The organism is Enterococcus gallinarum (assembly GCF_021496385.1).
Taxonomy (GTDB): domain Bacteria; phylum Bacillota; class Bacilli; order Lactobacillales; family Enterococcaceae; genus Enterococcus_D; species Enterococcus_D gallinarum.
On record NZ_CP050816.1, the window covers coordinates 1,782,542 to 1,798,273 of the forward strand.

Annotated in this window: 14 protein-coding genes; 10 read left to right on the forward strand and 4 right to left on the reverse strand. The window is 41.5% G+C overall.

Annotated elements, in window-relative coordinates; genetic code table 11:
- Position 1: 1 nt before the first annotated feature.
- Positions 2–901 (forward strand): RluA family pseudouridine synthase, encoded by a 900-nt coding sequence (locus HED61_RS08775; RefSeq protein WP_003127040.1) that lies wholly within the window; start codon positions 2–4, stop codon positions 899–901.
- 14 nt (positions 902–915) lie between these two features.
- Positions 916–2,280 carry a magnesium transporter gene (mgtE, locus tag HED61_RS08780; protein WP_060815539.1) on the forward strand — a complete coding sequence of 455 codons (1,365 nt, stop codon included), beginning with the start codon at positions 916–918 and terminating at the stop codon, positions 2,278–2,280.
- A gap of 124 nt (positions 2,281–2,404) precedes the next feature.
- Here the strand turns inward: mgtE and HED61_RS08785 are convergent, their stop codons facing one another.
- The gene (locus HED61_RS08785; protein WP_003127042.1) at positions 2,405–3,241 is read right to left on the reverse strand and encodes an AraC family transcriptional regulator; all 837 of its coding nucleotides are present in this window, start codon (positions 3,239–3,241) and stop codon (positions 2,405–2,407) included.
- Positions 3,242–3,382: 141 nt separating this feature from the next.
- On the opposite strand from HED61_RS08785, the gene HED61_RS08790 reads away from it, so the two are divergent.
- Together HED61_RS08790 and HED61_RS08795 are read left to right on the forward strand one after the other, a co-directional pair.
- Positions 3,383–5,134: an ABC transporter ATP-binding protein gene (locus HED61_RS08790; protein ID WP_003127043.1), complete on the forward strand. Its 1,752-nt coding sequence runs from the start codon at positions 3,383–3,385 to the stop codon at positions 5,132–5,134.
- Positions 5,121–6,902 carry an ABC transporter ATP-binding protein gene (locus tag HED61_RS08795; RefSeq protein ID WP_219645263.1) on the forward strand — a complete coding sequence of 594 codons (1,782 nt, stop codon included), beginning with the start codon at positions 5,121–5,123 and terminating at the stop codon, positions 6,900–6,902. Before HED61_RS08790 ends, HED61_RS08795 begins: the two co-directional genes overlap by 14 nt.
- Positions 6,903–6,963: 61 nt before the next feature.
- Here the strand turns inward: HED61_RS08795 and HED61_RS08800 are convergent, their stop codons facing one another.
- A complete protein-coding gene (locus tag HED61_RS08800; RefSeq protein WP_195957659.1) occupies positions 6,964–7,608 on the reverse strand; it encodes a copper homeostasis protein CutC in 645 nt (214 codons plus the stop codon).
- Positions 7,609–7,696: 88 nt separating this feature from the next.
- Here HED61_RS08800 and HED61_RS08805 point away from each other — a divergent pair, with 88 nt between their 5' ends.
- The 5 genes from HED61_RS08805 to HED61_RS08825 all read left to right on the forward strand — a co-directional run bounded on the left by HED61_RS08805 (position 7,697) and on the right by HED61_RS08825 (position 12,941).
- Complete coding sequence (locus HED61_RS08805; RefSeq protein ID WP_219645262.1) at positions 7,697–8,539, forward strand: methyltransferase domain-containing protein; 843 nt, start codon at positions 7,697–7,699, stop codon at positions 8,537–8,539.
- Positions 8,540–8,836: 297 nt separating this feature from the next.
- Positions 8,837–9,340: a tRNA (uridine(34)/cytosine(34)/5-carboxymethylaminomethyluridine(34)-2'-O)-methyltransferase TrmL gene (trmL, locus tag HED61_RS08810; RefSeq protein WP_003127047.1), complete on the forward strand. Its 504-nt coding sequence runs from the start codon at positions 8,837–8,839 to the stop codon at positions 9,338–9,340.
- A 27-nt stretch (positions 9,341–9,367) separates the two neighbouring features.
- Positions 9,368–10,021: a histidine phosphatase family protein gene (locus HED61_RS08815; protein ID WP_219645261.1), complete on the forward strand. Its 654-nt coding sequence runs from the start codon at positions 9,368–9,370 to the stop codon at positions 10,019–10,021.
- A 17-nt stretch (positions 10,022–10,038) separates the two neighbouring features.
- Complete coding sequence (gene recD2 / locus HED61_RS08820; protein WP_219645260.1) at positions 10,039–12,615, forward strand: SF1B family DNA helicase RecD2; 2,577 nt, start codon at positions 10,039–10,041, stop codon at positions 12,613–12,615.
- A gap of 92 nt (positions 12,616–12,707) precedes the next feature.
- Entirely contained in the window at positions 12,708–12,941 is a 234-nt protein-coding gene (locus HED61_RS08825; RefSeq protein ID WP_041119103.1) for a hypothetical protein, read from the forward strand.
- A gap of 49 nt (positions 12,942–12,990) precedes the next feature.
- Here the strand turns inward: HED61_RS08825 and HED61_RS08830 are convergent, their stop codons facing one another.
- Both HED61_RS08830 and HED61_RS08835 read right to left on the reverse strand, forming a co-directional pair.
- Positions 12,991–13,611 carry a response regulator transcription factor gene (locus HED61_RS08830; RefSeq protein ID WP_005472357.1) on the reverse strand — a complete coding sequence of 207 codons (621 nt, stop codon included), beginning with the start codon at positions 13,609–13,611 and terminating at the stop codon, positions 12,991–12,993.
- Complete coding sequence (locus HED61_RS08835; RefSeq protein WP_060814260.1) at positions 13,608–14,684, reverse strand: sensor histidine kinase; 1,077 nt, start codon at positions 14,682–14,684, stop codon at positions 13,608–13,610. The genes HED61_RS08830 and HED61_RS08835 overlap by 4 nt, the downstream gene beginning before the upstream one ends.
- A 115-nt stretch (positions 14,685–14,799) precedes the next feature.
- Here HED61_RS08835 and HED61_RS08840 point away from each other — a divergent pair, with 115 nt between their 5' ends.
- Positions 14,800–15,732, forward strand: coding sequence for an ABC transporter ATP-binding protein (locus tag HED61_RS08840; RefSeq protein WP_103299942.1), 933 nt, complete (start codon positions 14,800–14,802; stop codon positions 15,730–15,732).

Genomic DNA, 15,732 nt, shown 5'->3' on the forward strand with positions numbered 1-15,732 from the left:
TATGGAATTTACTTATCATTATGAGCGGCAAGAGCCGCAACAGTTAAAATACTTTTTGAAAGAGCAAGGGATTTCTAAAGGATTGTTGGCAAAAATCAAGTTTCAAGGAGGCAAGATTTTTGTTAATGACCAAAGACAAAATGTCTTGTATTCTTTGGTGCAAAATGATACGGTAACCATTGTGATCCCAGACGAAGGTGAACATGAAACGGTCTTATTAGATGAGACGCCAATCGAGATCGTTTATGAAGACCAGCATCTTTTGATTGTAAACAAACCAGCAGGCATTGCCTCGATCCCGGCTCAATATCATCCTAATGGGACGATGGCTAATCGTGTCAAAGCTTATTATAAACAGCAAGGTTATCAAGATCAGGTCATTCATGTGGTCACTCGCTTAGATCGGGATACATCTGGATTGATGTTGTTTGCCAAGCATGGCTTTGCCCATGCGAAGTTAGATGTTCAGCTGCGGCAAAAGCAATTGATAAAAAAATATCAAGCAATCGTTGCGGGACAGATTCAAGAATTGGCTTCTCACGGAGAAATCACTTATCCGATTGCACGAGATCTCAGTTCATTATTAAAACGAAAAACAAGTTTGGAAGGGAAATCCGCACGTACGGAATATTGGTTGACGAAAAAGGATCAGCAAGTTGCTGTGGTTACGATTCTTCTTCATACCGGTCGTACCCATCAGATTCGCGTTCATTTTGCTGCCATCCATTGTCCATTACTGGGAGATGAACTTTATGGCGGTGCGATGGATCTTGGCATTGATCGTCAGGCCCTTCATTGTTGCGAATTGGCTTTTACCCATCCTTTCAGCGGCAAATCGCTGCATTTTAAAGCAGACTTGCCGGCAGATATGGCATCAATCAAACAAGCAATGAGTGAATAAAAGAGGTGAAGAGATTGGATGAAAATCAAGAACTTAATGAGCGCTTTGAGCAGCTGACTCAGGCGTTGAATGAAACAGATATCCAAAAATTTCGTGAAGTGTTTTTGGATCTGCATATTTATGAGCAGGGACAATTCTACCAATCTCTCGATGAGTCGCAGCGCCAAATCGTTTATACGTACCTTTCACCCAAAGAATTGGCGGATATGTTTGACGTGATCGAAGAAGATGATGAACATATGACAGAGTATCTTTCGGAAATGCGTCCCGGCTATGCGGCTGACATGCTAGCAGAGATGTATACCGACAATGCCGTCGATCTTCTGAATACGTTAGATAAGAAGCAAGTAGCAAAATATTTGAGTTTGATGCCGGCAGAAGATGCTAGTGAAATCAAAGAGCTCCTGCATTATGAAGATGAGACAGCTGGTTCATTGATGACGACAGAGTTTGTTTCGATCGTGGCCAATCAAACGGTACGATCCGCAATGTATGTCCTAAAAAATGCAGCAGATGTCGCCGAAACGATTTACTATATTTATGTCGTCGATACGGACAACAAACTGGTCGGAGTAATCTCTTTGCGGGATTTGATCATCAATGATGATGATACGATGATTGCAGATATTTTGAATGAACGGGTCATGTCCGTGCATGTGGGGGATGATCAGGAAGATGTAGCTCAGACATTCCGGGATTATGACTTTCTAGCTTTGCCAGTTACAGATTACGATGACCATTTATTAGGGATCGTAACTGTCGATGACATCATTGACGTAATCGATGATGAAGCTGCCAGTGACTATTCCGGATTAGCCGGGGTCAACGTGGAAGAAGTCAGTGAAAATCCCCTCAAAGCCTCTTCACGACGCTTGCCATGGCTGATCACATTGCTTTTCTTGGGGATGGCAACAGCAAGCTTGATCAGTCATTATGAAGAGCTTGTAAGTGAAGCAAGTATTTTAGCCGTTTTTATTTCATTGATCACTGGTACAGCAGGGAATGCCGGTACGCAATCTTTAGCGGTTGCGGTCCGCCGTTTGGCCATATCAGATGATAAAGAAAAAAGCTTCATGCGAACGGTGATCGGTGAAGTCCTCACAGGGTTAGTGACTGGTGCTGTCACCGGTTTAACAATTTTTGCGATCGTGGCTGTCTGGAAACAAAACCCGATCTTAGGTTTTGTTATTGGAATGGCGATGATGTGTGCCATTACGGTAGCGAATCTCGCAGGAAGTCTGATTCCAATGTTAATGGATAAATTAGGCTTTGATCCAGCCGTTGCCAGTGGTCCATTCATTACGACACTTAGTGATTTGACTAGTGTCTTGATTTATTTCAACATTGCTAGCTTATTTATGAACTATTTTATTCGTTGAAAAACCTAGGTATTCCTTTCAATCAAAGTAGATCCATTCATCAAAAGCGAGGCGCCTCTTTTCTATAAGAGACGCCTCGCTTTTTTGTCTTATTCGTATCGATGATGGGACCATGATGGTAAATTTATTTTTGCAACTTGGGAATGACTGACGAAGGAGAAACGCCAAAAAGTTTTTTAAAAGACTTGCTAAAGTGATACGCGTCTTGATAACCAACAGCAGAAGCGACTTCTTTGATCGTGAGTTTCTCGTTTGTCAGCATATCTCTCGCACGTTTTAGCCGGATCTCGATTAAATAATTGATTGGGCTGACTCCAGTAGCCTCTTTAAAAACTTTTGAAAGATAGGTTGGACTGAGAAACTGATCTTGTGCGAGCTTTTCTAAAGTGATTTCTTCTTTATAGTGGTTCTCTAAAAAGTAGATGGTGTAGTTAACGATTTGTTGGTGGCGGCGTTGGCTTTTCGTGAGATAGGGCACCACATTCAGACGTTTGTCGTTTAAGCCTCTTAATATATAGACCAGCATCTCGATGATCAATGCTTTTTGCATTAATTGGAATTCATCTTGCTCCTCATTACTCTCCCGAACGAGCTGCCACGCTTTATCTAAAACTTGGTGGTGGTATTTTCCTAAATCCAGTAACGGTTGCTTGTTGGGGAAAAAGTTGCGTTTGAATCCTTCTAAAGAAATATTCTTTAAGCCAATATGCAGTTGGTGGGAACAAGTCCCTGACTCCTGAAACTCACAATGATTGACACCAGGGTTAAACAACATGATACTGCCTGCCTTGATTTTAGTAGCTGGCGCCTCTTCAAAATAATAATTGCTTTCTCCTTCCAAAACGATACTGATTTCCAAGAAATCATGGTGATGCATTTCTCCATGACTTTCAGACTGTGTCCAAGGATCAAACAAGTAGATAATTTCGGGATTAAAGGTTCTGGGATTTACTAGATTCATTCATTTATCACTCCAATGGTGTCAGAACCTGGTAATTTCAGGTCGACGGCTTCTTAGTAATATTTTACATCAAAATGAGTAAGAAAAACCATTTTAATCGCCTAGTAAATCGCTAAGCTTAACAACGAGAGGGGGAATTAGATGAGTAACACACAATGGATCTGGCGATATGCGAAAAAAAATCGTGGCCGAATCATTTTAGCAATCCTGTTTTTACTTATTAATGCTGCGTTGATCGTCGTCAATCCATATCTAGGGGGAATGGTGATCGATGATGTGATCAATCAGCAGCAAACGCACTTATTGATTCCATTATTACTGATTATGATCGCAACGACAGTGATCCGAACCATTGTCCGCTATGCGTATCAACTATTATTTGAACGAGTTGGACAAAACACGCTCTATCATTTACGAGAAGATTTGTATCACAAACTGCAAGAACTGGATTTTGACTTCTTTAATCATACGCGAGTTGGGGATATTATGGCGCGTATGACAGGGGATACCGATGCTATTCGACACTTTGTTTCTTGGGTGACCTATAATATAGCCGAATGTTTTTTGTGGTTTTTCTCAGCCGTAGTGGTCATGAGTTTTATTGACTGGAAATTGATGCTTGCTTTAGTCGCTGTGACGCCAATCATCTTTCTATTAACGAATCAAATGTCAAAAAAAGCTCATCCATTGTTCTTTGAGATTAGGGAAAGCTTTTCTCGGTTGAATTCGATGGTAGAAGAAAATATTGGTGGTAATCGCGTCGTCAAAGCATTTGCCAGAGAAAATTATGAGATCGACAAGTTTAAAGCGTACAACCAAGATTTCAAGACCCGCAACATGGCTTCTGCCGAAGTATCCCGAACCTATTTGCCTTGGTTGGATGGATTAGCCGGAAGTTTGAATGTCATTGCTTTGGTCTTAGGAGGAATCTTTGTGATCAATGGAGACATGACATTAGGTGATCTAGTGGCATTCAACGGGTACCTATGGATGTTGAATAACCCGATGCGAATGAGTGGCTGGCTGATCAATGATGTTCAACGTTTTTCTGCCGCCTGTATCAAGATTCGTCAAATGCTCGCACAAGAGTCAAAAATTCCTGTCCATGAAAAGAAAGCCTTGGAACCAATCAAAGGCTTTGTGGAATTTAAACATGTTTCCTTTCATTTTTCCGATGATCCGGATCAAAATGTTTTGGAAGATGTTAGCTTTAAAATAGGACCTGGGCAAACGTTAGGGATTTTAGGTGAAACCGGCTCTGGTAAAACAACATTGGTCAATCTTGTAGGCCGGTTTTATGATCCTACTGAGGGTGAAGTGCTGATTGATGGCAAAAATGCGAAAGAATATCCGGTCCGCCAAATGCGGGAGAACATTTCAATGGTCATGCAAGATGTATTCTTGTTTTCTAACACGATCTCTGACAATATCGCTTTTGGAAATCCGTTGGCAGACGAAAACTTTATCCGGCAAATGGCGGTGGTAGCGGATGCCGACACCTTTATTTCCCGAATGCCTCAAGGTTATGAAACCATCGTCGGTGAGCGGGGAGTAGGCTTATCCGGTGGCCAAAAACAACGTATTTCATTGGCACGGGCTTTGGCGAAAGATCCATCGATCTTGATTCTTGATGATACCACTTCAGCGGTTGACATGGAGACAGAATCCAAGATCCAACAAGAGCTAACCAAACTAACTGGAGAAAAAACGACTTTCATCATTGCTCATCGGATCTCTTCTGTCCGTGAAGCAGATCAAATTCTGATGATGGAAAAAGGACGCGTGATCGAGCAGGGAACCCACGAAGAACTAGTTGCCAAAAAAGGCAGATACTTCGAGGTATACCAAAAACAATTGGGATTGACTGGAGGTGACGACAATGGCGCGCAATAAATTTGATGTGGATGAAGAACTGGAACAGGAGTTCAGTTGGAAAGACTTTAAACGATTGGCCCGCTATGTCGTCCCTTATAAAGCGAGTATCGGTAAAGTCCTCTTTACGATCATCTTAGCCAATTTGGCGGGAATGCTTGCTCCGGTATTTACAAAAATTGCGATCGATTCAGCTATTCCTGACCAGAATAAAATGCAGCTGTTTTTGATCGGTGCTGCGTTTGTTGTGACACTGCTGATCATTGGTCTGTGCATGCGTTACCGGATTTATCATATTACGAATATTGGCCAAGACGTCTTGAAAGACATGCGTTACGATATCTTTGAACATTTACAGCGCTTGCCTTTTTCCTATTTTGATACGCGGCCTCATGGAAAGATTTTGATCCGTGTGGTCAACTATATCAATACACTGAGCGATCTGTTAAGCAATGGACTGATCAATCTGATCTCCGATATTTTCAATGTAGTGATCACACTGATTTTCATGTTAGTCATCGACGTCAAACTGACATTGTATTCATTGGCACTCTTACCGATCTTGTTCGTGATGGTCATGGTGATTAAAAATAAACAGCGCAAAGCTTATCAAGTTTTAAGCAACAAACAGTCGAATCTAAATGCGTATATTCACGAAAGTATCGCTGGTATCAAGATCACTCAATCCTTCGCCCGTGAAGAAGAAAATGCCCAAATTTTTGAAGAAGTCAGCAATGATTACCGTACATCTTGGATGAAAGCTGTCAGAGTCCAATTTTTGATGTGGCCAGGGGTGCAAAACATCTCTGTGATCACTACTTGTCTGATTTACTTTGTTGGTATTCGTCAAATCGGTGTTGATGTCAGTACTGGCACGTTGATTGCTTTTATTAGTTACATCAATAATTTTTGGAATCCAGTAATCAATATCGGAAATTTTTATAATTCACTGATCACGGCAACGGCGTACCTTGAACGGATCTTTGAGACGATGGATGAAGTACCGGATATTGAAGATAAAGCTGATGCGATAGAATTGCCGAGCATCAAAGGGGAAGTGGCTTTCAATCATGTGACTTTCCGTTACGAAGAAGGCAAAAATATCTTGTCTGATGTTAACTTCCAGATTCAGGCAGGAGAAAGTATTGCGTTAGTTGGTCCTACCGGCGCAGGTAAAACGACGATCATCAACTTGTTGAGTCGGTTTTATGATGTGAATGAAGGCAGTGTCAAAGTTGACGGTTATGACGTTCGGGATGTGACCTTGGAATCATTGCGCTCACAAATGGGTGTCATGCTGCAGGATACTTTTATTTTCTCGGGGACGATCATGGAAAATATTCGTTATGGAAATCTGGCAGCAACCGAAGAAGAAATCATCGAAGCTGCAAAAATCGTTCGAGCCCACGAGTTTATCAAGGAGTTGAAAGATGGTTACCACACAGTTGTTGAAGAGCGAGGAAGTACGTTATCCGCAGGGCAACGCCAGTTAATTTCCTTTGCCCGAGCATTACTGGCAGATCCAAAGATATTGATTCTAGACGAAGCAACTTCAAGTATTGATACAAAGACTGAAGAGCTGCTGCAAGAAGGGCTTTTAAAACTTCTGGAAGGCAGGACGTCCTTCATTATTGCCCATCGCCTGTCAACGATCAAAAATTCCGACCGTATTTTTTATGTCGCTGGAGGAAAAATTGCTGAATCGGGCAATCACGACCAGCTGATGGCCTTAAAAGGGCTCTATCATCACTTGTACCAATCACAGTACGATTTGTTGCAGGCGATATGATAAATGGTAGTAGGCTTTGCGCAAAAAAGACATTCGTTTATCAGCGAATGTCTTTTTTTGCTTAATGATCTGTCAAATCAACGATTTTCGTTCCGTGGAGTTCAGAGACACCAAGCTGATCGGCAATTGACTGGGCATTCTTGTATGAAATACCTGCACCTGGTAAAATAATCAAGCGGTCTCCTGCATAGTCGATCAATGCTTTTAACCGTTCTAAGTTCTCTTCGATAGCTGTTCCTGCTGGCCCGCCATGTGTGAGGATGCGGTGGACGCCGTGATCAGCAAGCCAATCAATGGCTTCAAATTGGCGAGATTCCGGAATGGCATCAAATGCCATGTGAAAAGTGATCTGTAATCCTTCAGCTGTATCAATCAGAAGTTCCAGTGCTTCCTCATCGAGCCAGCCGTTCGGTGTCAGACAGCCAAAGACCACACCATCAGTTCCTAATTTCTTGGCTTCGATCAAATCGGTGTGCATGATTTTTAACTCGATGTCATTATAAACAAAATCACCGCCTCTTGGTCGAATCATTGTCATGATCGGTACACTTTTTTCACCAGCGTAACTCAGTGCTTCTTCAATCACACCCGTGCTAGGTGTGGTCCCGCCGACAGCCAAATTGTCGCATAACTCGATCCGTTTTGCTCCTCGGCCGATCGCTAATGGGATCATCGTATAATTTTCGGCACAAAATTCTTTTAACATCTGTTTCCCTCCGTTTTTCAGCTGTTATTCTATACTAGCATTTTACCATAAGTCTATGCTAAAGTAAGAAAGAGAAGAGGGATTTGATATGTTAAAAAAAATCGATCGTGGGCGACTTTTTCTTGAGGCCCATAGCGACTTATTTGAGTGTCCATTGTGTCATCAGCAGGTCTTTGCCAATGAGAGTGGACTGATTTGTCTGAATCGTCATCGTTTTGATCTTTCAAAAAAGGGTTCTTTATTTTTTTTGGATCATCCTGTGAAAACGGAGTATGATCAAGGAATGTTTGTTCCTCGAAGTCGGATGATCCAAAGTGGGATGTATCGTCCAGTCTTAGAGGCCATCTCCCACCAGATTGAACAATCCGAAAACATTTTAGATATTGGTTGTGGGGAAGGCAGCTTTTTTGCCCAATTATTAGCCGGACAAGAAAAAACGGCAGTAGGATTTGACATTGCCAAGGAAGGCGTCTATTTGGCAACCAATCATGCTGCTTCTGCCTTTTGGTGTGTCGCAGATCTCACGAATCTTCCTTTTGCCCCCGCTAGTTTTGATACGATTTTGAATTTATTTTCGCCTTCCAATTATCAGGAATTCGACCGCATCTTGAAGCCGGGCGGACAAGTGATCAAAGTTGTGCCAGCAGCAGGCTACCTTAAAGAGCTGCGGCAAGCTTTTTATCCAGATGATTCTGCAAAACAAGTCTATTCTAATGAACGTGTCGTTGATAAATTTTTTGCAAAATATCCGCAAGCGAGCCGAGAACGGATTTGTTATCCATTCTCAATCCCAGAAGACCGGCGACTGGACTTGTTGGCGATGTCGCCATTGGAGTGGGGTGCGTCAAACGAGCAAATAGCAAAAGTTCGGGAAAACCCGTTACACGAAATAACAGTCGATATTGAGTTGTTAGTCGCGAAAGTTTCTTGAAAAATTTTTGAACTTTTTTGTTATTTACCCTTGCAATCATGTCATGGGAGTGATATATTGTTCTCAAGTCATTTTTCATTGGTTTTTATCAGGTTCCTGTTCTGATAAAAGTTAGTGAAAAGAGCTTCACTAACGTAACGACTCGCAGTGATTGACACCGAGTTGGTACGTTTTTTTTTATGCTCAAAGTTTCAGTAAATCAGATAGAAGTTCGCAAAACGATTTTCGTTAAAATATGGTACTATAGAATCTATTGAGAGACAATTGGCTCGAACCAATTGAAAGGAGTCTTACCAGATGAATCACATTGTTTTATTTGAACCACAAATTCCTGCCAATACCGGCAATATCGCTCGGACTTGCGCGGCCACCAATACACATTTACACCTAATTGAGCCATTAGGCTTTTCAACAGATGACAAGCATTTGAAGCGTGCTGGACTTGATTACTGGCATGATGTTCATATTACTTATCACAAAGATTTAGCGGCATTTATGTCCTTTTTAGGTGATCGTCCACTGTACCTGATCTCTAAGTTTGCCAATCGTGTCTATTCTGAAGTAGATTATACGACTCATGAAGACCAATTTTTCCTTTTTGGGAAGGAAACAACTGGATTGCCTGAAACATTCATGCGCGAACATGCGGACAAATGTTTACGAATTCCAATGAATGATGCCCATGTCCGATCATTGAATTTATCTAACACTGCCGCGTTGATTATTTATGAAGCTTTACGGCAACAAGGGTTTCCAGAGCTAGAATTGACTCATCACTACGATAATGACAAATTAGATTAGATACAATCGATAGGAGAGACTTGTTCGATGCAATTATATTTTACTCGTCATGGCAAAACAGAATGGAATCAAGCACGACGATTTCAAGGAATGATGGGCGATTCACCATTGTTGCCTGAAAGTTATCAGGAGATCCAGCTTTTGGGTTACGCAATCGCAAATGTTCCTTTTGAAAAAATCTATTCAAGTACCTCGTTACGTGCCCGTACAACCGCACAAGGGATAGTGGAAAGATTAAAGCAACCAGTCGAGATTGTTTATACAGAAGGATTACGTGAACTTGGACTAGGCGATTTAGAAGGGCAGTTCATTGATGAAATGCAGGCAAAATACCCGCAAGAACTGGCTGATTTGCGCCACCATCTTGACCGTTATGACCCAACGATATTTCAAGGAGAGCCCATCGAAGATGCCCTGAAGCGCATTGAAACAGTGGTGATGACTGCTGTGCAAGCCCACAATGGTCCGTTACTTTTTGTCGGTCATGGGGCCTCATTGACGGCAGCTATCCAATGGTTGACCGGAAAAGAATTGGCACAATTGCGGGAACAAGGTGGTCTTGTTAATAATAGCTTGACCATTTTAGAGACAGGAGCAGATAAACAATTGCCTTTTGAGATGACCTGTTGGAATGATGCAAGTTTTCTAGAAAATCAAGACAGTTTAGATGCCTTACTATAGGTGAAAGGAGCGGCGTCGTGAATCCAGAAAGAACATTTTTTGTCGGCCATGTTGCCGCGATCTTTTTTCAAAATCCTAGCAATTTCTATAAGGTACTTTTAGTCAAAGTGACAGAAAATAATGCGGATTACAAAGAATCTGAGATCGTCGTCACTGGGAGCTTTGGTGAGATCCAAGAAGAGGAGAGTTACCGATTCTACGGTGAGTTAGTCAATCATCCTAAATATGGCGTCCAATTAAAAGTGGACAGCTATCAGCAAGAACAACCTACATCAGAGCAAGGTCTGATCAATTATCTTTCAGGAGAGAAGTTTCCTGGTATCGGTAAGAAGACGGCTGAAAAAATTGTGGGGCTTCTAGGAGATCAGGCGATCGATCGCATGTTAGAGGACCCGGTATTGTTGGAGCAAATTCCTGGATTGAATGAAAGCAAGCGAAAAATGATTCTTGATACGGTTCGACTCAATCATGGGATGGATCAAGTGATCGTTGGGTTAAGCCGCTATGGATTTGGTAGTCAGCTTTCTTTTGCCATTTACCAAGCATACAAAAATGAAGCATTAGAGATCATCCAAGAAAATCCTTATCAATTAGTCGAAGATATTGAAGGGATTGGCTTCAAACGGGCAGATAACATCGCCGATCAATTAGGAATTGAAGCCACCTCGCCCCAGCGCTATCGTGCGGCAGTTTTGCACCAGATTTTTGCCCAATCTTTACAGACTGGGAACACGTATATTCACGCACAAGATTTGCTCGAGCAAACACTTCGGTTGTTGGAAACGAGTCGACCCATCGAAATTCCACCGGATGACTTGGCAAATACGATTATTGGATTGGTAGAAGAAGGCAAGATCCAACAAGAAGAAACGAAGTTGTATGAAAACAGTCTCTATTTTTCAGAGTGGGGGATCGCCAATTCGATCCAACGATTATTAGCTCGCAAAAAAGAAATCAACTACCCCAAAAAAACAGTTGAAAAAACACTGCGAAAAATCGAGAAGCGATTAGGGATCGTCTATGGATCTTCCCAAGAAGAAGCCATCAAAGAAGCCATCCATTCCCCATTATTTATTTTGACTGGCGGACCTGGAACAGGGAAAACGACAGTAATCAATGGGATCGTTCAATTATTTGCTGAATTGAATGATCTTGATTTAGATCCCGCAAAATACACGGAAGAAATCTTCCCCATCTTGTTGGCAGCTCCTACAGGTAGGGCAGCCAAACGGATGAATGAGACGACGGGACTTCCCAGTGGGACGATTCATCGTTTGCTTGGGCTTAACGGCCGTGAGAAGACGCCTAGTGTCGCTGCGAAAGAACTTGAAGGCGGTTTGTTGATTGTTGATGAAATGTCGATGGTGGATACGTGGTTGGCTAATACATTGTTCAAATCGATCCCTACAAATATGCAAGTTATTTTTGTTGGCGACAAAGACCAACTGCCTTCAGTAGGACCGGGACAAGTGCTGCATGATCTTTTAGAAATCGAACAGATTCCAAAACAAGAATTGACCGAGATCTATCGTCAAGGAGATGGGTCAAGCATCATTCCATTGGCTCATGCGATAAAAAATGGGCAACTGCCTGCAGACTTTACCCAAAATCAAAGAGATCGCTCTTTCTTTGCTTGTGATGCTTACAAAATTGAACCGTTGATCGCACAAATCGTGCAACGGGCGAAAGCGAAAGGCTTCACACCGCAAGACATTCAAGTTCTAGCGCCAATGTACCGCGGAGCAGCAGGGATCGATGCACTAAACAAGATGATGCAGGAAATCTTTAATCCAAACGATGGGACCAAAAAAGAAGTCACTTGGAATGAAACAGTCTACCGGATCGGAGATAAAGTTTTGCAGCTGGTCAATTCGCCAGAAGACAATGTTTTCAATGGGGATATGGGACAAATCGTCGGCATTATTCCTGCCAAACAGTCAGAAGACAAAGTGGACGAATTAGTGATCCAATTCGATGCCACAGAAGTTACCTATAAGCGAAATGAATGGAATAAAATCACATTATCCTATTGCTGCTCGATCCATAAAGCGCAAGGAAGCGAGTTCAAAATGGTGATCATGCCGATGGTTCATCAATACCAACGAATGCTGCAACGAAATTTACTCTATACGGCAGTGACCCGCAGCAAAGAGCTGTTGATTTTATTAGGAGAGCCCCAAGCTTATCAAACATGTGTGACACATGAGTCCGCCACTCGACTGACTACCTTGCAAGAGCGGATCAACGGCAGCGACGAGATGACACCTTTGCAACGTCAAAGGTTGGCACAGTTTGAAGAAGCAGATGATCCTTTCTCAGAGTCTAACTCACAGACAACAGCCACAATGAAAAGTGAAAAGAAAACAGATACTGCCCGTGAGCCGGTGAGCAGTAAGCAGTCGGTTCAGAAACAGGAACTTGATTTGTTTGCCACAACACCGAGTGAATCCATCATCGAAGAAACACTACCGGAAGGAACTATCTCAAAAGAACCGCTTTCGAGAGAATTGACAATCGAAATGGTTCAAAAAAATGTGGTTGATCCAATGATTGGGATGGAAAATCTTTCTCCATATGATTTTCTCGTCTCTTAAAAAAGAATTTTTTACAGTTAATGAAAATGAGCGCTTTCTTTTGGTTTTTTAGCGAAACATGCTAAGCTAATACCAAAAGGAGGCGTTTTCAAATGGCGAAAGAAACAGATGACAAATTAGAAAAATTAGCAAAAGAATCCAGCAATAACTTCAAGAAATTGGATGAGTTGGAGAAAGAATACAAACTTGATGAAAGTCCAGATGCCGAAAACGAGCAAGGAGAGGAAACCGGGTTAGAGAAAAAATTAGACAAAGTTCCGCCAGTTTGGGCACCAAACACAAATCCGACTAACCCAACCAATCCGAATAGTTCAGGAAGCATTTAAGGCTGAAATCAAAAAAACGCGTAAGAGGAGATTGCCTCTTACGTGTTTTTTATTGTAAATGCTGGTAATAATAAATGGCTAACTGGGTACGATCCCGAAGTTCTAATTTTTCTAATAACTTACTGATATAATTGCGGACCGTTCCTTCGCTGAGAAACAACGCTTGCGCAATTTCTTTATTGTTTTTTCCAGTGGCAATTTCCTTCAAGATCATTTTTTCTCGTTCTGAGAAATGAGTAGTCAAATAAGAGTCATTATTTTTTAACAGTGTAGGAAACTTCGTGACGATTTCAGCGCCAAACACTGCTTGGCCATTGTATGCAGCTTTGATAGAGGGTACAATAGCCGAAAGATTTTGCTTGATGAGATAGCCTTTGACTCCGAGATCCAAAGCTTCTCGTATATAGGCATCATCATCAAAAGTAGTTAAGAGTAAAATGACGGCATTCGGATCCCGGGTTAAAATCTTGCGAGCAGCATCTAATCCAGTCCCATCGGGCATCCGAATATCTGTTAGTATAATCGCAGGTTTTCTTTCTTCGTACAATGCAACTGCTTCTTTGGCACAATGACCAATGCCTGTTACCTCAATTTCGTTTGAAACTTCCAAGATGGTTTTTAATGATGCGGTAACTAGGGGATCGTCATCGATGATTACTACTTGGATCATTGGTCCTCCTCCTTAGGTAAAATAATCGTAAGTTGAAATAAATTCTCTTTTTCAAGGGCATGGAGTTGTCCGTTTACCTGGTTGATTCGCTGGCGCATCGTCTGCAAACCGATCCCGTGGGTGTGATTGAGCCTATCCTTTGGTTTGTCATTCTTGATTTGTAATCGATGAAAAGCAGGTAGTTGTTTAAAATCGCAAGTCACTTTTGTTGCTTGACTGTGCTTCATGACGTTGGTCAAGGCTTCTTTTATGATCGTGATTAGGACAGTTTGTTGTGTTTGAGAGAGAATACTTGGCGGTGTTCCTATTACCTCAACTGTACAAAATTGAAAGTCTGATAGCAAAAGATCTAATGCTTGTGGAAAAGGAAGCGAGTGATGATGTAAATCGTGAACACTTTCTCGGATGCGGTCCATACCCAAGTTCATGGTTCGGTTCAATTGATCCAATGGTAAGTGAAGTTGCTTATTTTGATTAATTGCTTGAATGGCACCTAATTGTAAGATGGCACTTGAAAGCAGATGACCAACATTATCATGGATATCACGAGCGATTCGATTCCGCTCTTCAGCGATCTGTAAGGCGACTTCTGTTTCTTGAGAGCTTTTAAGGTAGTCGTTTTGCTCACGCAATCGGCTCTCATTTTCCCAATTGGCATCTTGAGTCGAGTTGAATTTTTTTTGTAACGAATGAAATTCAAAACTATCGTTTCGCAAGTAAGAAGCAGAGTAGACCAAAAGCATCAGTATAATCCGTATCGGCCAAGAAGGAACCAAGGAAAATAAGAGTATACAAAGAATGAGCAGGAGGATCTTTTCTTGCTTTTCACCAATCTGGGCTGAACGAAAGACGCATGGGAAAAAATAGCTATAAATTGGCCAAACCAAACTAAGACCTATCAAAATGCCCAATGCCAGCCACGTTCCTTTTTTGAACAGCAGACAGAGACCACTTAAGATGATTGTCGTCAAAAGATAGATTAAGTCTAGGGCTTGGAAGCCATTCAGGGACATTAGCCCTCCACAGAGAAGAAAATAAAAAACAACCTCATTAATCGACAATGGTTTATTCATATCTGGCTCCTAAATAATGACAAATGTCATTTTTGTTTTGGCGTATCCTCACTAGTTATTCTTTTCGCTTTTTATTATAGTCAGAATAAGAAGTGTTTGGAAAGGAGTTTTTTCGATGATTATTGAAATTGATAACTTGGTAAAACGTTATGGTGATTTTCTCGCATTGAATCATTTTAATTTGCAAGTCAGGGAAGGTGAAGTTCTCGGGCTTTTAGGACCTAATGGAAGCGGCAAATCAACAGCTATCAACTGTATGTTGTCCTTATTATCTTTTGATAAAGGGACTATTAAATTGTTTGGAAATAAAATGACACCGACAAGTTATGAAATAAAGCAAAAAATTGGCGTCGTTCCGCAAGATATCGCTGTATTTGAAGAGTTGACTGTCTACGACAATGTTGATTACTTCTGTGGTCTGTATGTTGCTGACAAGAAGAAGCGGAAACTATTGATCGAGGAAGTCATTTCGCTTGTGGGATTAGAAGAGTTCAAAGGATTCTATCCAAAACAATTAAGTGGTGGCTTGAAACGGCGTTTAAACATTGCTTGCGGCATTGCCCATAAACCACAACTGATTTTTCTTGATGAACCAACTGTTGCCGTGGATCCCCAAAGTCGGAACAAAATTTTGGACAGTATCAAAAAGTTGAATCAGCAAGGTGCAACAATTGTTTATACGACTCATTATATGGAGGAAGTCGAAATACTTTGTGATCAGATTGTGATCATGGATCAGGGACAAGTCATCGCGAAAGGAACAAAAGAAGAGTTGAAGGACATGGTTCGAAGTACGGAAAATCTTGTGATCGATATCCCTTTACTTCCAGATACAGCGATCGAATTTATCAAGTCATTGCCTCAAGTTCTTGAAACTGCCTATGATAAAGAGCGTTTGACGATCACAGCCAAAAAGATGAAAGAGATTCTTTTACCAGTACTAAGCTATTTGGAGGATGAACATATCGCATTTACTAAGATTCACACAGGAGAAGCAACATTAAACGATGTGTTTCTGGAAATTACCGGTAAAGAATTAAGAGACTAG